Source organism: Gillisia limnaea DSM 15749 (genome assembly GCF_000243235.1).
GTDB lineage: Bacteria > Bacteroidota > Bacteroidia > Flavobacteriales > Flavobacteriaceae > Gillisia > Gillisia limnaea.
On sequence record NZ_JH594606.1, the window covers coordinates 518443 to 542254 of the forward strand.

At 38.2% G+C, this 23812-nt stretch carries 19 protein-coding genes; 7 read left to right on the forward strand and 12 right to left on the reverse strand.

Annotated elements, in window-relative coordinates; translation table 11 throughout:
• Position 1: 1 nt before the first annotated feature.
• The 3 genes from GILLI_RS04000 to GILLI_RS04010 are packed head-to-tail and all read right to left on the reverse strand — an operon-like array spanning position 2 to position 6957.
• Positions 2-5392, reverse strand: coding sequence for an AAA family ATPase (locus GILLI_RS04000; protein ID WP_006987842.1), 5391 nt, complete (start codon positions 5390-5392; stop codon positions 2-4).
• Positions 5393-5401: 9 nt separating this feature from the next.
• Complete coding sequence (locus GILLI_RS04005; RefSeq protein WP_006987843.1) at positions 5402-6118, reverse strand: hypothetical protein; 717 nt, start codon at positions 6116-6118, stop codon at positions 5402-5404.
• Positions 6115-6957, reverse strand: coding sequence for a gamma-glutamylcyclotransferase family protein (locus tag GILLI_RS04010; RefSeq protein WP_006987844.1), 843 nt, complete (start codon positions 6955-6957; stop codon positions 6115-6117). The genes GILLI_RS04005 and GILLI_RS04010 overlap by 4 nt, the downstream gene beginning before the upstream one ends.
• Positions 6958-7329: 372 nt before the next feature.
• Between GILLI_RS04010 and GILLI_RS04015 the strand changes: the two genes are divergently transcribed.
• Positions 7330-9474 (forward strand): alkaline phosphatase family protein, encoded by a 2145-nt coding sequence (locus GILLI_RS04015; protein WP_006987845.1) that lies wholly within the window; start codon positions 7330-7332, stop codon positions 9472-9474.
• Between the two features lie 152 nt (positions 9475-9626).
• Here the strand turns inward: GILLI_RS04015 and GILLI_RS04020 are convergent, their stop codons facing one another.
• The 4 genes from GILLI_RS04020 to GILLI_RS04040 form a co-directional block, all read right to left on the reverse strand.
• Complete coding sequence (locus GILLI_RS04020; RefSeq protein ID WP_006987846.1) at positions 9627-10694, reverse strand: CNNM domain-containing protein; 1068 nt, start codon at positions 10692-10694, stop codon at positions 9627-9629.
• Positions 10695-11248: 554 nt separating this feature from the next.
• Positions 11249-12103 (reverse strand): HAEPLYID family protein, encoded by an 855-nt coding sequence (locus GILLI_RS04030; RefSeq protein ID WP_006987847.1) that lies wholly within the window; start codon positions 12101-12103, stop codon positions 11249-11251.
• Between the two features lie 78 nt (positions 12104-12181).
• Entirely contained in the window at positions 12182-12568 is a 387-nt protein-coding gene (locus tag GILLI_RS04035; protein WP_006987848.1) for a hypothetical protein, read from the reverse strand.
• A gap of 272 nt (positions 12569-12840) precedes the next feature.
• Positions 12841-13617: a DeoR/GlpR family DNA-binding transcription regulator gene (locus GILLI_RS04040; RefSeq protein ID WP_006987849.1), complete on the reverse strand. Its 777-nt coding sequence runs from the start codon at positions 13615-13617 to the stop codon at positions 12841-12843.
• A 189-nt stretch (positions 13618-13806) separates the two neighbouring features.
• Between GILLI_RS04040 and GILLI_RS04045 the strand changes: the two genes are divergently transcribed.
• Genes GILLI_RS04045 through GILLI_RS04055 form a run of 3 tightly spaced genes read left to right on the forward strand, consistent with a single transcriptional unit; the run spans position 13807 to position 17630 of the window.
• Positions 13807-15372, forward strand: coding sequence for a glycerol-3-phosphate dehydrogenase/oxidase (locus GILLI_RS04045; protein ID WP_006987850.1), 1566 nt, complete (start codon positions 13807-13809; stop codon positions 15370-15372).
• 10 nt (positions 15373-15382) lie between these two features.
• On the forward strand, positions 15383-16885 hold the full coding sequence (gene glpK / locus GILLI_RS04050; RefSeq protein ID WP_006987851.1) for a glycerol kinase GlpK: 1503 nt from the start codon (positions 15383-15385) through the stop codon (positions 16883-16885).
• Positions 16886-16895: 10 nt separating this feature from the next.
• Positions 16896-17630, forward strand: coding sequence for an MIP/aquaporin family protein (locus GILLI_RS04055; RefSeq protein WP_006987852.1), 735 nt, complete (start codon positions 16896-16898; stop codon positions 17628-17630).
• Between the two features lie 194 nt (positions 17631-17824).
• Here the strand turns inward: GILLI_RS04055 and GILLI_RS04060 are convergent, their stop codons facing one another.
• Positions 17825-18289 (reverse strand): FKBP-type peptidyl-prolyl cis-trans isomerase, encoded by a 465-nt coding sequence (locus GILLI_RS04060; protein ID WP_006987853.1) that lies wholly within the window; start codon positions 18287-18289, stop codon positions 17825-17827.
• Between the two features lie 75 nt (positions 18290-18364).
• On the opposite strand from GILLI_RS04060, the gene GILLI_RS04065 reads away from it, so the two are divergent.
• Complete coding sequence (locus GILLI_RS04065) at positions 18365-18769, forward strand: hypothetical protein (protein WP_006987854.1); 405 nt, start codon at positions 18365-18367, stop codon at positions 18767-18769.
• A 157-nt stretch (positions 18770-18926) separates the two neighbouring features.
• On the opposite strand, the gene GILLI_RS04070 is transcribed toward GILLI_RS04065, so the two are convergent.
• The gene (locus GILLI_RS04070; protein ID WP_006987855.1) at positions 18927-19586 is read right to left on the reverse strand and encodes a hypothetical protein; all 660 of its coding nucleotides are present in this window, start codon (positions 19584-19586) and stop codon (positions 18927-18929) included.
• A 507-nt stretch (positions 19587-20093) separates the two neighbouring features.
• On the opposite strand from GILLI_RS04070, the gene GILLI_RS04075 reads away from it, so the two are divergent.
• Together GILLI_RS04075 and GILLI_RS18770 are read left to right on the forward strand one after the other, a co-directional pair.
• Positions 20094-20459: a hypothetical protein gene (locus GILLI_RS04075; RefSeq protein ID WP_156798640.1), complete on the forward strand. Its 366-nt coding sequence runs from the start codon at positions 20094-20096 to the stop codon at positions 20457-20459.
• A 181-nt stretch (positions 20460-20640) separates the two neighbouring features.
• Positions 20641-20856, forward strand: a complete 216-nt coding sequence (locus GILLI_RS18770) for a transposase (RefSeq protein ID WP_280985185.1) — start codon at positions 20641-20643, stop codon at positions 20854-20856.
• A gap of 1144 nt (positions 20857-22000) precedes the next feature.
• On the opposite strand, the gene GILLI_RS04080 is transcribed toward GILLI_RS18770, so the two are convergent.
• Genes GILLI_RS04080 through GILLI_RS04090 form a run of 3 tightly spaced genes read right to left on the reverse strand, consistent with a single transcriptional unit; the run spans position 22001 to position 23737 of the window.
• Positions 22001-22900, reverse strand: a complete 900-nt coding sequence (locus tag GILLI_RS04080; protein WP_006987857.1) for a hypothetical protein — start codon at positions 22898-22900, stop codon at positions 22001-22003.
• Entirely contained in the window at positions 22900-23358 is a 459-nt protein-coding gene (locus tag GILLI_RS04085; protein ID WP_156798641.1) for a DUF2141 domain-containing protein, read from the reverse strand. The genes GILLI_RS04080 and GILLI_RS04085 overlap by 1 nt, the downstream gene beginning before the upstream one ends.
• The gene (locus GILLI_RS04090; RefSeq protein ID WP_006987859.1) at positions 23342-23737 is read right to left on the reverse strand and encodes a hypothetical protein; all 396 of its coding nucleotides are present in this window, start codon (positions 23735-23737) and stop codon (positions 23342-23344) included. The genes GILLI_RS04085 and GILLI_RS04090 overlap by 17 nt, the downstream gene beginning before the upstream one ends.
• Positions 23738-23812 lie beyond the last annotated feature (75 nt).

Sequence of the window (23812 nt, forward strand, 5' to 3'; positions counted from 1 at the left end):
TTTATTTACTTGTTAATTGTTCAAAACCCTGCCAATCTTTATCAGGTGGAATAATCATGTGTATTTTTGTACGTTTAGCAAAAATGGAAAAAACAGGATCATCAGGGTTTTTTTGAATCCCTGCATTAAAAATTTCATAAGCCTGCCTAAAATCACGGTTGTAATAAGCCTGCATTCCCTCTTCAAGTTCTCCGGAAGAAGCCTCTTTTTTTGCCCTCTTATTATCACTTTCTGCATCTAAAACTTCGTATAAGCTTACTGCTTTTCCTTTTCCTTTTACAGCTACGCGGTCTATTTGCCTTAGAGAAAATGCCTGTTTCATGTCCAGGCCATTGTAGGTGTCTTCTCCTATTAAAAACTGCGCTTTGTAAAGCTTAGTAAGTTGTTCTATCCTGGAGGCCAGGTTCACGGTATCCCCCAATACCGTGCACTGCATCCTGTCTGCCCCGCCCATAGTTCCCAAAACAAGGGGGCCAGTATTCATACCTATTCCCATTTTTAGATGCAGTCCTGAATTTTGATTGAATATTCTTAAGGCCTGGACCATTTTTATTCCTGCCATTACAGCCTGCTGCGGTGGCACAGCAAAAAGGGCCATTACTTCATCACCGGCATAAGAATCTATAAAACCTCCGGATGCGGATATGGAAACCCCAATTGTAGAAAAATATTTATTCAATAATTCAATCACTTTCTGGGGGGACAATTGCTCTACCAATGGTGTAAAATCCCGAAGATCTGAGAACAAAACGCTCATTTCCATCAAAACAGATTCTCCAAGTTTTACCTTGGCTATATCATCATGGCCTAAATTCCTTAAAAACTGAATTGGAACAAATCTTTGCTGTGCCTTTAGCAACTTTTTTTGAGATTCATAAATTTTAGCATTTTCAATAGATATTCCGGCCTGGCCGGTAAGCAGCTTGATAATTTGCACCCTTTCTTCAGTAAAAACACTGCGCGTGAGGTTATTTTCCAGATATACTGCTAATTTTTGTCCAGCGCGGGAAGGTAATGGCACGCATAGTACAGATAAAGGTTTTGCTGAATTTATATAGGGATCTGAAGAATATGAATTTATTTCCGAAGCGTTATCCAAACCAATAGTTTGGTTGGTCCTAAAGGAAGTATTGATAAGAGTTAGCGGAAGATTCTGAATATGATCAAGGGGGGTATTGGTTATTTTTTGTGACTTTTTCTGTTGGTCCAGATCTATTTTAGCCAGCACCGCAATTTTACCCTCTTTTTGTTCGATTAAAAAGCCTTTTTGAGCTCCGGAATTTTCAATTAATATTTCCAGGGTGGCAGTCAGTAATTTTTCTAAAACCAGCTCCCCCGAAATGATCTGGGAGGCTTTAAAAACCGAATTCATATCTATTTGTTCCAGGCTGAAGCTGTTCGTTATTAGCGCAGGGATTCCTGGCCGGTTGAGTATATTCTTAACAGGTACAGAAATTGCGGGATTAAGTATTCCCAGATGATCTTCCAATAATTGGGACACTTTGCGGTGTGCACCCCAGCGGTAATATAAATAATGGGCAGATTGCAGATAACCTTCGGCAGCTTTCGGGATTCCAAGATCGATTAATAAAAGTGCGGTTCTTTCATTTGCCATAGCTTCATCCCGAATAAACTGATGCTTTTTAGCCATAGTGATAGATGATTCATAGTATTTTAATGCTGTATTCAATTCCCCCGAAATTCCTGCCAATTCAGCTTCCATCAATAAGCGGAGGTGTTCAAAATTTGCTTCACATTGCCTTGCCCACAAAGTAATTGCGGTTAAACTTTCCTTCATTTTCGTCATTAATAACTCCCGATTTTCTTCCGAAGTTATTTTGAATATAGAAGATCGTACCAGGAAAGACACTATTTGAAATCGAACCAGTTGCGGCAAGGCCATAACCGAAGCCAACATTTTATCCTGATCCAGCACATATTTATAGGCGCCTTCGGGTTTGTTGTAAAGCAAATAAATTTCGGCTTTATAGATATTGAAATTGGAAATCCCCGTCATAAATTTTCGACTATTCATTCCTTCAAGGCAGTATATTTCATCAAAATCATCATTAGAAAGGCTGAACAAGCTATTTGTGAGGCCCTGAAAATTTAATTGCATTTGTAGAAATAGCGTACCAGAGTCGTAGGAATCCTGATAATCACATTCCTTTACAATCAAAAGCAATTTACGATGTTCCCGGGAAGCGGTTTCCAGGTCTAATGTTGGATCCCAAATAATGCAATCCTGTGCGCTATAAGCTAAATAAAGAAGATCCCCAGACTGGTATCCGGCTTCAATTCCTTTGCGAAACCAGGAGGTCATTGAGGACCAGTGATTGCTCCAGTGATGAACAAACATGGTGTACACGTAAATAATGCGGGATTTTAGCGAAATATCGTGAAAACGGTCTATTAATTCCACCCCTAATTTACCATATTGAAAGCCTGTGGCAGGATCATTAAAATATCCACATAAAATCATCCCATAGCCCGCATAGGAAAATGCGGACTCCGGGCTGTTACCGAATTCCAGTGCGATATTCACAGATTTTAGCACCAAATAGGGAAACATGACGCCGCTGCCCGATAAAAAGGCCGCCGGAAAGATCTCCATGATAAGCTGGGATGCGATTTTGGCTTTCTCATCGCTCATTAGAGGCAAATCTAAAAGGGAAGAAATTTCTCTTCCGTGAAGCTGTTCTTTTATAAAATTTACTTCTTCAGCAGTGTTTTCTTCATTAGGTGTGCTTAAAAAATTGAATCCTAAAACAGACAGACCTTCATAGGCTGCTACTATAGATTCTTTCATCCTGCCAATGGTAGCATATTGCCTTGTTCGTGCTGAATATACGGTCCCTTTCTGAAGGTCTGACCTGGCATTTTCCAATAACATATTTGTCCAATTATCGGCATTTTCCCAGTCTCCGGTAAGATAAAAGCAATGTTGAATTTCTTCACTTAATTTCCAACAGAGATCAAAATCTTTTTGCCAGCCGGTGTCATGAAGCAATTCATATCCAATTCTTAAATATTCAAGAGAAGCTTCATAGGCTGTAGATCTTTTTGCCTTTATACCCGCTTGAAGGTTTAATTCGGCAAGGCTGGTTTTTTCAACTGGATCCTTAAGTAGAATTCTTCCGGCGTTAAGGTGGCCAACTATTTCCATGAGCCTTTCATCCATCTCCTCTTTGCCCTGATGTTTAAGAATTAACCTACCTATGGAAAGATGGACTGCCTGTCTCTTATCTATCGAGATGAGGCTATAAGCGACCTGTTGCAACCGGTCATGTTGAAATTTATAAGTAGGATTTAGCCGTTCGGGATCCAATTCTTTTTTAGAAATATCATCAGAAAGTGAATCTATTCCAATAAATTTATAAGAATCATCCAGCGGAATAATTATATTTAATTTTAGGGCCTCGTAAAGTTCTAAAGCAATAGTTTCCATAGACTGCTCCATGATAATGGAAAGCGTTTTCAAATCGAAATACGCACCTATACAGGCAGCCATTTCAAGCAAATGCTGAGTGGCAGGTGATAACTCTTTAAAGCTGGAAAGCAGGAAGTCAATCACATTGTTACTGTAGTCAACTGCTTTGACTTTGGTAATATCCCAGTCCCAAAAACCTTCATCAGAATTAAAGGAAATAATTTCGCGCTCGTTTAAGTTTTTAAGCAACTCAATAGTGAAGAAAGGATTACCTCTGGTCTTTTCAAATAATACATACCCGAGCTCTTTTGCATTTTCCTTATTGCATAGCAGTGTGTCTTTAATAATTCGGGTTAAGGCTACTTTTTTGAGTGGCTCCAAATTAATGGTTTCCACATACCTGTACTTTTCGATTTCTCCTATTGTGAGGTGTAGGGGATGTTTAATATCTACTTCATTATCTCTGTAAGCACCTATGAGTAATAGGTGGTTAAGGTCCTGAGAGACAATGAATTTATTGATTAGATTAAGCGTTGGTACATCGCTCCATTGAAGGTCATCCAGAAAAATCACGAGGGGATGTTCTTCTTTAGCAAAAACCTTTAAGAAAGCAGTAAATATTAACAGAAACCTATTTTGGGCCTCGGCAGGAGGGAGATTGGGTAAAGGTTCCTGCTTGCCTATTATTAACTCCAGTTCCGGGACCAGATCTACCATCAACTGTCCGTTGTTACCCAAAGAGCTAAGTAGACCTTCTTTCCAGCGTTGTAATCTTTTACCAGATTCTCCAAGAATTTGCTTTATTAAACTCCTAAATGCATTGGCCAATGCCATATAGGCATCGTTCTGTCGAAATTGCTCAAACTTACCCTGGATAAAATATCCTTTTTTTTGGGCGATCAACCTGCCTAATTCCTGAACCAATACAGATTTTCCCACTCCCGAATATCCTGTAACAAGACAAAATTCTACCGACCCCAAAACAACCTTTTCAAAATGGGAAATTAATTTTTCCAACTCTTTTTCCCTGCCGTACAGCTTTTGCGGAATTTGAAATTGCGGGGAAACATCATATTTTCCTAATTCTAAATCAAAATTGAATAAACCCCCGGAAAATTTTGCCTTACATATTTCTAAATCGGTAATAATTCCAAAACTACTTTGGTAACGATCTTCCGCATTTTTAGCCAAAAGTTTCATTACTATTTTTGAGAGCACAGCGGGAATATTCGGATTTAAGGCATTTGGAGGTTTGGGTTGTTTGCTTATATGATTATGAACCCATTCCAGCGCATCTTCACCCTGAAAAGGGAGTGTTCCGGTTAAAAGTTCGTAGAACACGATTCCCAAAGAATAATAATCGGTTCTATAATCAATATTGCGATTTATCCTGCCGGTTTGTTCAGGAGACATATAGGCTAGCGAACCTTCAAATTTATCTGAAAGAATAGAGGTTTGAAATTCCCGTAATAATTCTGACGAAGAACCAAAATCAATTATCCGGGTCTTCTGTGTATGCGGATCTATTAAAATATTCCCGGGAACTATTTCTTTATGAATAACTTTGAATTCGTGAATTTTGCCTAAGGTTTTAACCAGAGGAGCAGCTATAGATAGGAAAACACCCACCGGCATCACCCCTTTTATGAAAGATCTGGAATACTCGACCAACGAAATTCCAAAATCTTCCATGACAATGGCCAGGTTTCCATTTTCAACGCGTTCCAGGGCATAGATGTGCAATGCCTCTTCAAAATTAAGTGATGAGGCTATCCTGTATTCTCTTTGAAGGCTGGCTAAATCTTCCCTCGAGGGAAACTTATGCTGAAGGGTTTTAATAATTACACCGCAACCATCTTCTTTTCTTTTAGCCTTATAAATAGTATGCGACGGAGATTCGATAATAAGTCCCTCCAGAACATATCCCGGAATAAATATGGATGTCCTTATAGCATTCTCCATAAAGATTTATTAAACGTTGAACATGCGTTTAAAGGTTTCGTGATATTGCTGTTGTGCATTATTTACAACAGGATATCCATGGCCACAAAGAGCGTGTTCAAACTGTAATTGTTTTAAATTTGAAAAATCACTTGCCTGTGGTTCACATTCATGCAACCAGGCCAACCCTAAATTTGCAGGTACGAAAAAGCCCATTTTCGTCATGGTTTCTACAGTTTCTTTATCAAAAAATTGATCGGGTTCCGTCCAGTTTTGAAGGGAATCACAGGCAATCATAATTCCATTTTCACGGTTCAATCTTATAATCCCTTCAGGCCTTTTAGAAGTTTTAAACTGAAAAAAAGAGGAATTCTCAAAAGGCATTTCCCCTCCTTCTTTTAATTCCTTATCCGGTTTTATACCCTCTGGAAATCGCATTCCGGGAATTGCCCAATAGGTTGCATTATACCTGTCCAGGTAAAATGGATCGTCAACCCCATGCATATCTCCCAATCGTACCACATTTGCAATTTTTCCCAGCTTTTCAAGTTCTTTTAATCCAGCTTCGTTTAGTCTTACTGAATTTATAATACTAAGATCACCTCGCTCCCTAATCACGACCATATTCCTACTGAATTGCCACATGGAACCAAAAAATTCATTTTTCATAGTTCCTGAAACAAAAAACACATCCTTAAATACTTCCTTAATTTCGCCATGTTCCATGGCTTCGTAATATTTTTTCACGTTTCTATGGTTTTATAGGTTGATTCAATTTCCTCATAAAATTGAGTGGTATTTGGACTATACTGATACCTACCTACGTAAACAAATTCGTTTTGATATTCGTTTAAGTAGGCGTTTAAATAATTTTTAAGAGCTTCAGAAATATTCCCCTTTAGATAGTCCTCTATAGTTTCATTTCCAGTGCTCGTGTCATGGCGTTTAATGTGAAAAAGAGTCATATCTTTTCCACCGAATAAGTCAAATAGGCATTGTAAATTTTTTCGGGAGTTTTTCATATCGAAAACAGCTCCACATAAAGCAGTTAGATATTTATTTTTTTTGAGGGATTCTTCTGTAAAAATGGTACCGTTCTTTGCGGGATGGTGAAAATTGGGATAATCTTTACTTACTTTCAGGGGATGAGATTCCAGTTTTTGAAGATAAGAATCACTTAATCCTGCTTTTTTGCCCCCCTCAATAATAATATTCATATAACGCCGAGTGGGGAGGCAGGTATTATTGATATAATTTGGAAGTCCTACATAGGCCATAGCAGATTTTAAACCGCTGTTGGTTTCTACCCCTATTTCAATTCGTGTATACCCTATCTCGTAGGCTTCCATTAAATCTAAAGTTTTTAAATGTTCATCCCGGCATTGATGAAGCATCCCTTCCACCCAATCTTCAGGAGTTCCCGGTTCAATATTCCCTACACCTCCCTCATGGTGAAACCAGTGCGCTACATTAAACTTTAATTTCCAGCCTTTTAAAACAGCAATTTCTGAACTCAATGGTTCAACTCCCTTGGCTTTGAGGGAAATAATATTAATATTAGAACCATATCCAAAATAATTGAACATTCTATTAAAAAATTGATTGGTACCGGTTTACTTTTTTAAACAGAACAGTAGGTTTTCTGTTCAAAATCCTATTATTTTTTTTTAAAAAAAAACTGGTTTTTAAAACCCTTAATTTTTATAAACAACAAAAAAATAATAAATAATATCTAAAGAATTGAGACGGATTTACCGGGATTCCAAACTTTATGACGATTGCAATAAGATTTCATAACCACCTTACTTTCAGTAAAATCAGTCTAAATATAAGCTTTTATATTAAGATTTCAGACAGTCCTTAAATAAAATATTTCCCCTATATTTAACAATCCCCATTTTTAAAGTTGAAAAACTTACTTAACCTGCCTTTTATTTTAATCTTCATTCTCAAATAGTATGGCAACATTTCTTATCAACCGGTTCCAGTCTAATGATTTTTATGGCGTGTGGCAATTTACGCCCGAAAAAGACCAGATTTTCACCAGAATTTCTATTGCTGAAAATTCCAAAATAAGCACCTCTCTTAAGCTCGCAACTGTAGGAGGTTATTTAATGGAATGGGGGGCCTGTGAAGAGAAAAATGGCGAAAAATCTTTTCCCTATCGGTTATACGAATTTGATTCCGCAAGCGAAAATCCGCTGGGGGGTGTGTCGGTGCAGGAAGGCTCCTGGCCTATTGCAAAATTCTGGGGTTACCGAGGTCACTATTCCAACTATCCAAACGAGCAAATGGAACTCAATCTCATCCCAATGGGAAATTTTGTACTTTTTTTTGTGGGTGGCGAAGGGCGTGGAACTTATGAACTTTACAATTTCGATCCAAACTTTCTTAACCCGAAAACTACAGATCCCATACCGGTTCCTTATACTTCTCAGGGTGCTTTTCCTTCCATTCAGGCCGGCCATGAACTAATTTCAATTGGGAATTATGTTCTGGATAGAATGCCCGACGGGAATTTCCGGGTTTGGAGTTTTGATCCTCAAAATCCAACGCCCTTATCCATTCCGGAAGTTTGGAAAGGGAAATGGAAAGGAGTGACAAAAGACCATCAAATAGTGCCTGTGGAAGATAAAATAGTAACCTGGAATCCAATGGATCTTTCCTATATGCTTTGGGATTTTAAACCAACTTCAGAAGAACCATTGCAAAATTTGATAAAAGAAGGAAAACTTCCGGAAGCAATGGCAAACAGTTCTTCTTTGGTGAGTATTTCAAAGAGAGAAAAAAACATAAAAGCTTCCGAAGAAAAAGGAACTATGAACTATATGCGCTCCAAAATAAAGCATATTGTCTATTATATGGTAGAAAGCCGATCCTTTGATAATGTTTGCGGCTGGCTGTATAAAAATGAAGATGCCAATATTCAATTTGTTGGTAACGATAAAGCCTTTCAGGGAGCCAGTACAGAAAACTACAACCTGGATGGCAGTGATAAAAAAATTCATCAGAGCAAGTTTAACGAAGGTAAACTGAGCGATAAAATTGTATTATCTGACCAGCTTCAGGATCCTTTTCATGACAATTCAGATGGCTTGGAACAGATGTTTTATCAAAGAAATCCTGGTTATCCCGGCAAAGCCAAACCCGATATGGGAGGATTTGTTCGCAACAATGCAAATGGGGAGGTGATGCTTAGCTTTGGTCCCGAACAGTTGCCAATTTTAAACGGACTGGCAAAAAACTACGCGATTAGTGATGAGTGGTTTAGCTCTGTTCCCGGTGGTACAGATATTAATCGTGCCTTTGCCGTAACAGGATCTGCCCTTAATCGTTTGGGCACCTGGGAAGGGGGAAATCCTTATGCCTACTGGCCCAAATTCCCGCACCGGCAGTCATTATGGAAACTTCTTTGGAACTATGGAATAAGTGACTGGAAAATTTATAATGCCATTGAGTGGGGGGGGTATCCATTTACCTATCATTTATATCTGGAAGGACAGGTGCCGGCTATAGATAATAACTCTAAGAATTATATTGACACCCTGGATAATTTCAAGGTACAGGCAAAAAACGGAAATCTTCCGGCTTTTAGCTTTTTGGAACCTGTATGGATTGCGCCAAACGGCACTACTTCTTATCATCCAGGTGCAGATATTATACCTGCCGAAATCGCCCTCAATGAAATATACGAGGCTATAAAATCCGGGCCACATTGGGAGGATACTTTATTTGTAATTACTTTTTCCAAAAACGGCGGAATCTATGATCATGTAAGTCCGCCTTACGCTCAAAAACCCTGGCCAAATGATGGATTAGATGGTTTTGAATATGATATAATGGGACCCCGGGTGCCTGCTATTCTGGTTTCTCCCTGGATTAAAAGAAATACGATTTTCAGGGCTGCCGGCGACATTCCGTTTGATTCTACTTCATTTGCGGCCACTCTGTTAAAATGGTACGGCATTCCCATATCCCAATGGATGCTGGGAGATCGCATTGCCAGTGCGCCCACTTTTGAAGGCGTATTTCTGGAATCGGAGCCAAGAAAAGATGCGCCTACATTAACCCAGGCATATGACAAGAATTTTCCAGGTAAGTAAGTAATTTTTTGAAACAAACTGAACCTTAATCAAGCCGGGGATCAACGAGGCCATCGATTGGAATCGGGCATGATAAATCTGTTACAGTCCAGGGATAAGGAGTCTGTACAGAATTCTGTTTTCTTCTGTCATTCTTGTGTTGGAGAAACCGATTATTTGGTAGGTGGATTACCTTCATCATCCAGCAATTTATATTTCTTCTGCCTGGATTTCCAGCGTTCCATGGCATACTGCTGCATGTCCTCCACCCTATCCTTTTCATCTACGATCTCGAATCCCAGAAGGGTTTCAATAATATCTTCGAGGGTTGCAATTCCGTCCATTCCGCCATATTCATCTACCACCAGGGATATCTGTTCTTTTCTGGTGATCAATTCCTCCCAGGCGGTGAACAAGGTAGTATTGTCAGAGAAAGTAGTGATTTTTCTGCGTATATCTTTAAGAGTAAGGTCAAATTGATCTTCTGCTAGTTTTTCAAAGACAAGTTCCCTAAAAACATATCCGGTAATATTATCACGGTTGCCGCCATATATGGGAATCCTTGAGAAGTGAAGAAACTCCTTATTCTTAAGAAATTCCTGCAGGGTCATATCCTCATTGGCTATCACCACCACGATTCGCGGAGTCATGATCTCAGATATCGGGATACTTTTTAACCTGATAAGATTTTGAATGATCTTATTTTCCTTATCTACAAAGATCCCTTCCTCGGTACCAATTGAGGCGAGTGCTGAAATTTCTTCCCGACTGGTAGTGAGTTCTTTTTCCTTCCGGGATAGCAGGCGGGTAAGGGTTAACGATAAAAGTACCAAAGGATAGGTAATAACGATCATAATTCTAATAAGAACAGTAGCGAAGCCCATCAATTCCCGACTGTAATTGGCTCCCAAGGTTTTAGGAATGATCTCGGTAAGTACGAGGATAAGAAGCGTTAATACCGCTGAAACAATCCCAAAAGATGCCTCTCCAAATACAATAGTCGCCTGTGCTCCAACGCCCGCAGCTCCCACTGTATGGGCCACTGTATTTAAAGAAAGAATGGCAGAAAGCGGGCGATCTACATTTTCCTTAAGCTTTATAAAAGCACCGGCATTTTTATCGCCGAGTTCAAGTTTTGCTTTTAAATAAGATATTGGTGTAGAAAGCAGAACAGCCTCTGCAATAGAACACAAAAATGAAACAAATAATGCTGTAAAAAGGTAAATTAATAATAGCGTCATAATGAATTACTGAAGCTCTATTTAAAAGCTCGTAGCGCACAAATATATGAAGTAATTGGATGTTGAAATTAAATTTTATTAAGCTTTTAGTGTCGATGACAGGCGAAACCATTTAAAATTGCGATAATTACTTATAGAGGATAGATATTGAACTACGGTAAAAAAATGTACTAAAACAAAACTACTAAGCCGGCACGAATTTTCAATCCGTGACGTGGAACCGGTACCTGGAACGCTAAAAGAATTCCTGGGTCTACGAAAAGTAAATACCATTGGTATAAGGAAGGCAAATAAATGTTTGCATCTAGCGGCCATCGCTTATAAGCTTAAGAAGTACCAGAAATTTACCATAAAAAGCACGGCAATACAGGTTTCTCTCCCTTTTTTGGCTGCAAAAACAGTTGAAAAAGCTTACCAGTTTGCCTTTAAAGCCCCCCTTTCATTAGCTCCTGCGCCCAACAGAAAAACAAAAGCCGCTTAAAGCGGCTTTAATAAGTCATTATTTTTATGATTTATAGGCTTGTGCAAAGGTTATCGGTCATATTGACCGTATTTTATTTATGTTTTGGTTCCCATATCAGTCTTAAAAAAGAGCTTAGTCTTTCGTTTTCTCTGCTCACAGGAATTCCTGCCACAATTCCAATCAATAGGTCGTCTGCAATTCCTAAACGCATTTGAGGTCTTAAGGTCATATCAAAGTCGCCTTTGTCAAAAGTTTTGTTAAATTCAACACCAATAAAATTTCTCGTGCCTGGTATCATATAATGGAAACTTGTATTGATGTCATAAGTAGTGTGAAATTTGTTGGTGCTAAAATTTTGTTCAATCATTGGACCTGTGTATATCAATGAATGAAAATTGTTTCCCCATCGCTTAGCTATTACAAAGAATGGATTATAGACATTTCCTTTAATGAAAGGCTTTCCAAAGTTACTAAAGTTGGACAGCTCAAACTCGTTGATGTATCCAATTGCCATTGAAGTTGCCATTGGCTCACTTACAAAGAATGACCATTGTGCGGCAATTTTAATACCGTTTAATTGATTTGAAGGAATTGAATCATTCTCCGCACCGTTTACAGGAGAATAAAAAGTAAAAGGCAATTCCACTTCTAAACCCAATCTGTCTATGGGTGCCCATTCGTACTCAATAAGGGCTTCATAAGAATCAAATTTTAAATTATCTGTTAGACCTAAACCTATATTCCACTCTTTTTCTCCTTTTCTGGCACCCAAATCACGTATTAGATCAATGTAAAGTGGTTCGGCATGTAAAACCTTATCGGGCTCTTTTTGGTCTTCTACTTGTTGAATGTAAATACTGTCCTTTTCAAACTTGGTAATTTGGGCAATTGAATATGTTGAAGATGCCAATAGCATGATTAGCATCAATATTGTTTTTATGTTCATTTTTGATTTGTTTTTTGAGAATTATAAAATTATCCACCACTTTTTTAGCGGTAGGAATTAATCTACTTATAAAACAAATCAAATCTTGGGTGGAGGAGTATCAAGTTGATGAAAACCATTTGTCAAAAAAACATTGAAGTCAGGAAACTTCTGTATTGTAGTCTCAACAAGTGATTGCTTAATACGGTAATCAGCTGTGTAATTATTAATTAAGTCTATTTTTACATTTGTCTTCTTGTTGCTGTGTTCCAAGTCGTTATCATCATATTCTTTAATGGCGTCTTCGTAACCTAAAATTTTCTCGACTACTATTTCAATAATACTTTCCTGGTCGTTAATTGATAAGTCTTCAGGAATTAGTTCAAGATTAGGGTCTACCGAGTCAACACTTATGTTGAGAAGATAAAGTCCCATAAATCCCCAAAGGAATTTGGTAAATACGCTATTTCTTATTTGACCAATCACAGTTCAAAATTAAAGCTATTTTTTCGTTTTTTACGTGGCCACCAACGTATTTGTATAAATACACTCTTACATAATATATTTTCAAAAGAGCACTAAGTCCGCGCGGATTTTCAATCCGTGATGACCTCACGCCTACTCCTGCCCGCGACCATTATACCTCCATTAATGCCTTCGCTTTATTTGAAGAATCTTGTTGTCCTCGTTATTTATTTACTGTTGAGTAAATTTTAAGCATCCTTCAAAAATTTTCCGATCAAAAAAATCCATTCCACTTATTTTGTTGCAGGCTTTGCAATACAAACTTTCATTCCTGTTTCTTCAAGTTGTTTTCGATATCCCTCAGGAACACCATCATCTGTAACAACAATGTCCACCATTTCAATATCACAAATTTTTCCAAAACCCTTTTTTCCAAACTTACTTGAATCGGTAAGAATAATGGTTTTTTGAGCCGATTTGATCATCTTTGCATTTAAATGAGCTTCCAGCATATTTGAAGTAGTTAATCCATATTCCGGACTTATCCCATCTACTCCTAAAAACAATTTATTGCAGGCGAAGTCTCCAAGCATATCTTCACCATAATGGCCTACTACTGAATAACTGCTTTTCCTTACCACCCCGCCCAGTTGAATAACTTCAATATTTGGATAATCCATCAGCACCATTGTAACATTCATAGCTCCTGTAATAACAGTGAGTTTTATACTTTTGGGAATGGCCCTGGCCAGGGCAAGCATAGTGGTACCTGAACCTATAATAATAGCATCTCCTTCTTTGATCATTCCTGCAGCCATTATAGCAATCTCAGTCTTTTCCTCTACCTGCATCAGGTTTTTTTCATTCACAGGAAGATCTTTCACAAATGGGGTAACGGGGGTGGCACTCCCATGAGAACGAAAAAGCAATCCCCTTTCCTCCAGCATTTTTAGATCTTTCCTAACAGTCACTGTAGTAACTTCCATCTCTTTACTTAGGTTGGCAACGCTAACAAACCCTTCTTTTTTAAGCTTGTTTACAATAATTTGATGTCTTTCAGCAATTGTCATATCTTTTATTTTGTTTAAGAAAGTTACTTTCTTTTTCTTTCGTTTACAAACCTAAATGTACCGTAAATTTAAAAAAATAGTAAACAAAACATAAATAATAATAAAAAACCTTTCTTAAGTTTGCTTTTATTTCTTTTTTAATTAGTTTTGTTTCGAACTTATCGACTAATAAGGTTTAAAAAGAAATAAATGAAAAGAAGTGAGTGCATAAAGAAAATTAGGACTGAAAAGGAGTGGGATCTGGCGGTAATAGGTGGAGGGGCATCCGGTTTAGGGGTGGCACTTGATGCTATTTCCAGAGGACTTTCAGTAGTATTAGTTGAAAAAGCCGATTTTGCAAAAGGAACTTCCAGCCGGAGTACAAAACTTCTTCACGGTGGGGTACGATATCTTGCCCAGGGAGATGTTGCCCTGGTTTATGAAGCTTTGAAAGAACGTGGGTTGATGATGAAAAATGCGCCTCACGTTACCGGAAAGCAGTCTTTCGTGATCCCAATCTATTCCTTTTGGGATAGGTTAAAATACGGTGTTGGTCTTAAGGTATACGACCTGATGGCGGGCCGCCTGCGAATAGGGAAATCTACCTGGATCTCCAAAAAAGAAGTCGCAGATAAAATTCCAACTATTAAACAAAAAGGGTTACTGGGAGGAGTTATGTATTACGATGGGCAATTTGATGATGCCCGCTTAGCTATTAATCTTGCTCAAACCTGCACCAACCTGGGAGGTTGTATTCTCAATTACATGGGGGTTGTAAACCTCAAAAAGGATGAAAAAGGATTCCTGAATGGCGTTCAGGTCCAGGATCAACTCAACGGAAAGTTTTATGAGATTAACGCCAAAGCAGTGGTAAATGCAACCGGTGTTTTTGTTGATGAAATCTTAAGGATGGATAATCCGGCTGCCTCAAAGTCAATACGACCAAGCCAGGGTGCTCACCTGGTGCTTGATATTTCCTTTTTAGGCGGAAAAGATGCCCTAATGATCCCGGAAACTTCTGATGGGCGTGTATTATTCGGAATCCCCTGGCATAATAAGTTACTGCTTGGAACTACAGATACCCTTCGGAAGAATCCAAAAATAGAACCCCGGGCGCTATCACAGGAAATAGATTTCATTCTCGAAACCTGTGCGGGTTACCTAACAAAACCTCCCACCAGAGATGATGTTCTGTCTGTCTTTGCAGGTCTCCGGCCATTGGCAGTACCTAAAGGAAAAGGTGCACCAACTAAAGAAATCTCGAGGAGCCATAAAGTTACAGTAGCTGATAGTCATTTAATCTCAATCATTGGTGGGAAATGGACAACCTTCCGAAGAATGGGAGAAGATACTGTTGACGTTTTAGCAGATTTAAATCTGGTTAAGGTATTGAAAAGCACTTCAGAAAATATAAAAATGCACGGGTTTCCCAATGGCAGATCCATGGAGGGACATATGGCTATTTATGGTGATGATGCCCTTAGTATACAGGAATTAATTGATGATGATCCTTCTTTAGGCTTAAAGCTTCACCCCAATTTCCTAAATACCAAAGCTGAAGTTGTTTGGATGGTGCGTAATGAAATGGCAGTGAAGGTGGAAGATGTGCTGGCGAGAAGGATGAGAATTCTTTTTCTGGACGCTAAAGCTACAATCCAGATGTGTCCGGAGGTTTCTAAAATAATGAGAACTGAGCTTGATACCGATGAAGAATGGGAAAATAATGAGAACAAAGAATTTCAGAAAATGGCTGAAAAATATTTAATAACATTTTAAAATTAAAACCATGGTAAAAGCAAAACAATTCATTCTGGCCCTGGACCAAGGAACAACAAGTTCAAGAGCTATTGTTTTTGATAAAAAGGGAAAAATAGTTTCTAACGCCCAGCGGGATTTTGAACAACATTTCCCAAAACCGGGATGGGTAGAACACGATCCAATGGAAATATGGACCACCCAGGCATCTGTGGCCACGGAAGCAATTACCAAGGCAAAGATCACTGCTGAACAAATTGCAGGGATTGGAATTACAAATCAACGAGAAACCACCATTGTTTGGGACAGAGAAACAGGAGAACCCCTCTATAATGCCATTGTTTGGCAGGACAGAAGAACATCTGCCTACTGCAATGAATTAAAAGAAGCCGGGAAAGAGGATTTTGTAACCAAAAGAACTGGATTGATCATAGATTCCTATTTTTCAGCAACCAAAATTAAATGGATACTGGACAATGTGGACGGGGCAAGGAAACGTGCAGAAAACGGAGAACTTTGTTTTGGAACAGTGGACAGTTGGCTTATCTGGAAGCTGTCAAATTCTGCTGAGCATTTAACAGATATTACCAATGCCAGCAGGACTATGCTCTTCAATATACACACTCAAAAATGGGATGAAGAACTGCTTGAATTATTTAATATACCTGCTTCCCTCCTGCCTGAAGTAAGATCCAGCAGTGAGATCTTTTGCAAAACTTCAGGAAAAATCTTCGCCACGAGAATCCCCATAGCTGGAATCGCCGGGGATCAACAAGCAGCCCTTTTTGGCCAATTATGTACAGAAAAAGGAATGGCAAAAACCACGTATGGTACAGGTTGTTTTCTTGTGATGAATACCGGGGACAAACCTGTTAAATCAAATAACAGGTTGCTTACTACCATCGCATGGAAAGTAGATGGGAAAGTAAATTATGCCCTGGAAGGTGCGGTTTTTATTGGTGGTGCTGCCATCCAATGGCTTCGGGACGGGATCAAGATGATTCATCATGCAGAGCTGAGTGAGGAACTGGCTAAAAAAATAGACGATAATGAAGGTGTCTATTTTGTTCCTGCACTTACAGGCCTGGGAGCTCCACATTGGGATCAGGATGCACGGGGAGCGTTCTTTGGAATAACCAGGGGTACTTCTTCAGCACATTTTTGCCGTGCTGCCCTTGAATCTATTGCTTACCAGGTGCATGATGTACTTAAAGCCATGGAAAAGGATTCCGGTGTAAAAACCAGTCATTTAAAAGTTGATGGTGGTGCCACCGCAAACGATTTCTTAATGCAATTTCAAACAGACATACTTAATTGCAAGGTGCACAGGCCAAAAATGTTGGAGACCACGGCACTTGGAGCTGCTTACCTGGCAGGTCTTGCGGTAGGTTATTGGAAGGATATAAATGAACTGAAAAACCTTTGGGAAGAAGACCAGACATTTGAACCAGAAATGAAACCTGAATTAGTTGAAAAAAACCTGTATTATTGGGAAAAAGCTGTAGGTCGAACAAAAAACTGGATTGAATCTTAAAAATGAAATTATGAATCCATTAATAGCGGAATTTATTGGAACATTTATACTTATTCTTTTGGGTGTTGGCGTGGTAGCCAATGTCATTCTAAAGGGCACCAAGGGATATGGTAGCGGCTGGATTGTTATTACCACAGGCTGGGCACTTGCTGTTTTTATTGCAGTAGCTGTTGCAGGACCTTATAGCGGCGCACATATTAATCCTGCGGTTAGCGTAGGTTTGGCCATAGCGGGCCTATTTGACTGGGCAATGGTTTTACCTTATTGTGCAATGCAGATTCTGGGTGGAATGGCGGGCGCTGCTGTTGTCTGGCTCATGCATAAGGATCACTTTGACCTTTCTGAAGACCAGCGAATAAAGTTGGGGGTTTTCGCAACAGCGCCGGCAATTCGAAATTATCCTGTAAACATAATCAGTGAAATTGTTGGAACGTTTATCTTAATTTTTGTTATCCTGTTTTTTACTCCTGCGGTGTTGGAAGATCAAACCTCCACTCCCATAGGACTTGGAACACTTGGCGCTTTACCGGTAGCTTTCCTGGTTTGGGGAATTGGACTTTCGCTTGGAGGGACCACAGGTTACGCTATTAATCCTGCAAGAGATTTGGGCCCCAGATTGGCTCACTGGATCCTTCCTATTAAAGGAAAAGGAGGAAGTGACTGGAGCTATAGCTGGGTTCCTGTAGTTGGCCCTTTACTCGGATCAGCGCTGGCAGCCTTTACTTTCCTGATGCTCCAGATATAGCTGGAACTCGTCAAAGAAGAGTTTGTTTTGAAGAAAAATTAAGTCGGCGCGGATTTTCAATCCGTGACGACCTCACTCCTATCCAAACCCACGACCATTATACTCTATACCGGGCTATCGGGACGAGGAACCTGCCGGACGTTCAGGCGGGTTAAACCCTCAATGAGAGATTTAAACTTTCTTTAAGTGAAAAATTAATTCGCACCTCCATTGACTTCGATAAGATTAATCTCAAAAATTAAAACGGAGCCTCCGGGTATGCCTCTGTAATTTTGAGAACCATAACCAAGATGAGAGGGCACCAAAAGCATACCACTTCCACCTTCTTTAAAATAAGTAATTCCCTCTGTCCAGCCCCTTATTACTTGCTGTAAATTAAAAGAAATGCCTTCTGAAGTACTTTGATCGAAAACATTATTATTGGTGAAGTATCCTTTATACGCTACACGTACCTCATCTGTTGTTGTTGGTTGCACCCCTGCACCTTCACTTTCAATGATATAATACAATCCCGATGCACTTTTCTCTGCCTCAAGATTATTTTCTTCTAGATAATTCAGAATTTCTTTGTCGTTAAGACTTACATAATCTGCGGATTGATCATCATCGCTACAGGATATAAATAAAATCAAGAGCAGTGCCAGGAGGTTGGTTTTCATATTTTTTTTCGCAAATATACCTAACTTTTCATTTTAGTAAAGACTCTTTTTGTTTTTCTCGCTTCCCTGGTAGCAATGACTTTTATTTTCATTTCCTGTACGGAGAAGGAAAAAGGAGAAGAAAAAAAAAGTCCAAAGGCCGCTCTACTGGAATGGTTGGATACCAACTATGAAGAAATGCTCCAAAGAAGCCCTATCCAACGCACCATGCAGGGCAGAAAGGACCACTATAACAAGGTCGATGATATGAGCGAGGAAGCCCAGGATGAATTGCTATTATGGCAAGAAGCCAGTGTCTATAAACTTAAGGAAAACTTTGATTATGAAGCGCTTTCTGAGGATGACAAAATCTCTAATAACCTTTGGGTATACCAATATGACGAAATGAAAGAAGGGAAAGAACACCGCAATATGGGGTATGTATTTCACCAAATGGGCTGTGTGCACACCTTTTTTACCAGCTTTGTCATCAACTTTTAGTACTGTTGCTTATATAATTTACTGTTATTAAACAAGTTAAGCTGTTCTTTCATTTTCAAAAGGTGAAGCTTTATTATAGAGGCACTTTAGCTATCTGTTAGATTAGTCCCAGGACTGGTGTTCTACTTTAGTTAGCTTTTATTCTTGTTTTCTCGTTTTAAAATGCGAATCCAATGCCAATATTGGCCATTAAGCCCTGAAAAAGTAGATCTGCCGGACCTTCTAATTCACTCCAATCATCAGTTCTTGTTTCCTGAGTCCCATCATTGTAGATGGTAAGAACATCATATTTTTTAGGAAGGGGATTAAATGAATATCCCACTTCAGGACGGAAATAAAAAAGTCCCCCTAGTTTGGCCCCCAGCTTTACATTAAAGGAATTATGTTTTTCTTCTATAAACTCAACACTGTCCATATATTCCAATGTAGATTCCGCTTTTATTGTACTATAACTTATTCCAGCATACAGTCCTTTGCCCGGTTTGAAGAAATAGTAATTAAAGCCAAGGTCGAGGTAGGTGTAATTGATCTGGTCCTCTGTATCTTCCTCCATGTCTTGACTTTTTAATAACCAATCCGATTTTAACATGGAATAATCGGCATTTAATGCGAGTTTTTTACCTAATAAAGGAGTTACATATTCAAGGTTTCCACCAATAAGGTTTGGAAAACCGATTTTGACCCCAATCCTTACTGGCCTTAGCTTGAACGAATCTTCCTCATCTAAATCAATTCCAGTATTCTGAGCAAATCCGGTGGTTGGGAAAAAGAGTAGAATACCTATTAAAACTGCAAAAATCCAAAATTTATTTTTCATTTTTTAAAGCTTATACTGTTAATATTGTATTAAAACTATTACTAAAAAAAATCAAGTACAATACCCATTTGTGGGTATTATTCGTTTTTAAGAGTGGAGAAGGTTTGAGCCGTCTCATTAAATAAAAAAACCCACGACTTAAAAAGTTCTGAGTTGCTTCTTGCGGAGGAAGAGGATTACAGAACCTGTGATCCCAAAAGGGTGAAACTACAAACTTTGGATGTTTCAGGCTGCGCCTGTAAACGTTTTCTTTTTAATCTGCAGCTCTTAAACTAAGTTTTGGAATAATCATATTATACGGAACGGGTGCTGGAGATGAGAAAAGAAGCCTAATAACATTTATTCGATCAAGGCTGAAGAAAATGCCTGCATTATTTATATTATTTTAAGTTATCATAATATACACATCATATCCCGCACACCTCTAATATCTATATTTACGGTATCTAAAATATAAGTTTGAAGAATGAAATTGACCAGAAGTCCCCTTCAAATACTAAATAAATAATGATGAAAAAACTTTCTTTTTACGAAGCTCCTGCTTCTTTATATCCTAACAGAACTTCACAGGTGAATATTGATTTTTTACAAGCTAAAAATATTTTTCTTTCAGGTGAATTTCTTCCAATGGGTATAAATTCTTTTAAAGAAAATTTAATAAAGCGGCAAGCTAATGTACAGCCGGAGATTACCCCGGAAACAGAGATCCTTATTTGTGGAAAATATCCGGATTGGATACTGGTTGAGGAGGCGACGCTCTATGGGATCAAGATAATTTTTGTTGACAAAGCGGGAGAATTATTCAACAGAATTGCTGCAAAGCTTATTAAAAACAAAACTGATTCACCTGTTAAAGAGCTAATGGAGGCTTAAAATTTCATAATTTTAATTCCGCAAGGAGCAAAAAAACGTATCATAAAAATTTAAAAAAATAGATTATTTAATTCTTATTGCCTGAGTCCTTAAAAAGTTACTATACCATATAACTAAAGCTTTTACAGTTCTTTTTTGCGTCTTTAAATCAACCTGTACCTATCCTAATCGCGAACGAAATATAGCTAAAAAGTGTTTCCCTAAAGCCAAACAGGTGACTGAAAGGTTCCACGTTCAGAAACTGGCTACCGAAACTTTACAGGATTTTAGTATCAAACACCGGTGTGAAGCAATAGACCTGGAAAAAGAGGAACTATGCAAAATTTCATTTTTTGAGTGTTTTCAGGGTCCCAAACACACCTCAAAATTAAGTGACACCGAATTCGCCCCTTTTTAACATTAATTTGGGAGTTTTTATCTGTTTTTATTTATTTGTAGTCAAATGAGACTAAATCATTGCAAATTATCTTGGACGCTGATATTAACTATTGCTTAGATAGATTTTTACCGTTTAGTAGGGTTTTTAACGAAAATATCAAATTGCGTATTGTCAAAAGCGTTTGTTTGTCATTAAGAAGGAACTATTGTTGCTTCAGAAAATTTAGAGTTAACTTTTGAACCTATTGGGCTTCTAGACAACCTAATTAGAGCTGATGATATACATGCCTCTGATAAACGGTTTGATTAACTTCTCAATTTAAATTATTAATCATCATTTGAGTGCTATTAATTCCAAGTTATTGAAAAATGCAACATAAAAGTAAACTCGAAAAAAATTAAACACCTTTTCAATTTAATTTCGTTGATATTCTACCAAATTTGAAATAAAAGGGATTGATCACAAAAACAAATCCAGTTTGACTTTTAATAAGACAGTTAATTTTTCCTCACAACCCGTTCACCCCATTCCCCTTCATTCCGCAGAAAAAGCTACATTTCGGGAAAAGAGCTTCACTTCAAAAAGTCTTGAACACGACTCCAAAGATTCCGATGTCCATTCCACTTGCCAGCCTCCCAAGAAAAGTCGGGAAGCGGCCAAACTCCATTATTATCTACATATTTGAAGTCAAGTCCGCCTTAGATTCTGCTTCAAGAGGATAATCCATTTTATCAAACCCATTCAGCACATTCCCCTGCATTCCACAGAAAAAGCGCCACTACGGAAAAAGCGCTTCACTACAAAAAATCTTGGACACAATCCAAAAATTACATGTTTCCATTGCGCTACTCCCTAAGCGTCTTAATCACCCAAAACTCTCCCAACGTCTCCCGACGTTGAAATCAATCGTGATTTAACCCGCAACCATTGCTAACCCAATTGTAACATGAAGTCAGGAAACTTCAAGACGTTCACAAGTTCCTTCGCGATTACTTAGGCGCGAGGTCATGATACCTCCCGCAGCGACAGAAGCCTTTGCCCAGCGGGTGCGACGAAGTCAGACCTCACAGCGGGAGAAGACTTTGCCTCAACTGGTGTTATGTGATCCAATAAAAAGAAATTCAGAGAGCTACATCAGCTCCGTTAATCCTTAGGTTAAGGTTTAAAATCTCAGGATTTCAGTCATTATTCCAAAACGAATAACACTTATTTGATGATGAAAATAGATGTTGTAATAATCCATTCCGTGATAAAATTGAACAAACAGGCCAATATCCTCGAGGAATTTTGGATGATAATAAAATCTCAAACTTGCGTTAAGCCTGTTTAAATTAAAAGTTTCCCAGTTATTTACGTTGTCTATCATCCAACTGGTTTCAGCCTTTACAGAGAAATTGGCTTTGTTGTTTCCATTAGAATTGACATTTATAGGTAGTTTATATGCTAAAAAAGTGTTATGCCAGCGCAATCCGCTGTATTTCCCCTGCATTTCATCGAGCATCCAGGATTTTGGATGGAACTCAATAGAACTTTTAAAAAACCTGAAAGCATTATGTTTGGTGTTATAATATGATTTGATAAAGCCCAGGTCAGCATAATTAGTGGCAAAATTCCCATATCTTAAATTCATGTCTCCACTTTCATCATAGAAATCTCCATCCTGCCCATTGGAGTGATGCGCTATTTTCCCAAATAGGCTTAGTTTATTTATGGATCGTTCGCTTCCTGTTAAAAAATAAAATGTGATATTTGGCATATAGCTGGGTGTTCTTACCGGGTAAGAGAATTCATCATACATTCTCACGATGATTTGTGGGGTAAGTACTGCCATTAATCTTGAATCTTTCCGCTCGCGAATTTTAAAACCGGGGCTTACATTTGCTTCAAAAATAAGTGGTTCTATATTTCCAAGGTCTGTGGGAAAAGTAACATAACTATCACCCTGATTAACCAGTGCAATTTGATCTAGGCTAAGATTTGATTTAGTATCTGCAACTGTTTGTGCATAGGTAAGGCTTGAAGTAACACCTAAAAAAAACAATATGAAGCCAAACTTTTTCATCACAAATAAATAATATTGACCAGTTTTGTTAAACTGGAATCTACCCTAAAACTTGCTTTAGAAAAGTTAGGGCGATTAAATAACCCGATGGATTCATAATTTGAAATACCAACACCTTCACTGGGCATTGGAACAAGGAATTTCTTATCTATTTTTCCATTTTCATTTTCATCGTGCAAAATAGAAACAGCATACTTCCCGGCCGGCAAGTCATTAAAAGTTAGTGTTGATCTATTTTTGCTGATTTCCGCAATCCCTTTTCTAAAGTATTTTTCATATTTTTCATCGGGAATGGAACCGTCCTTGTTATATATGGCATATTGCACCACTCCCTTTGAATTTCTTAAATTCTCAACCTTAATGGTCAGGGAGTATTTTGCTTCCTGATTAGGATACGTAAACGAGAATAGCCCGATTAGCAGAGAAAGCATCATGAATTTTTTAATTATTTTTTTCATTTTTAATGAATTTTAGATATGCAAGTAATACAAAAGCGAGCGTTACAATAATTCTGAAAATCATTGCACCAATAGTTTTTGTCTCATATAATCCTCCGGAATTAATATGAATAAACAAACCCACAAACGCCATAATTAAGATCAAAGCCGAAAGACTTAAAATATTGAAGGTCATCCTCTTTTGTTTCAGAAAGCCATAAGCTGCAACCAAATAGAGTAAACTGCTTATAAAATTTGCCCACACCACAAATAAAACATAGTTACCTTCTTTCTCCCGAATCCCAAACCAGTCAAATATTATCGAGGTGCTCAAAAACAAGGTTAGTAACGCCAATGCTATTAACAGGACTACCGGAAAATATCTGAATATTTTTTTCATATTTTTTAGATGTTATAAAGTAGGATACATTTAGTTCACGTTTTTCTTATAAAAAGTGAAATCCTGAAAAAATAG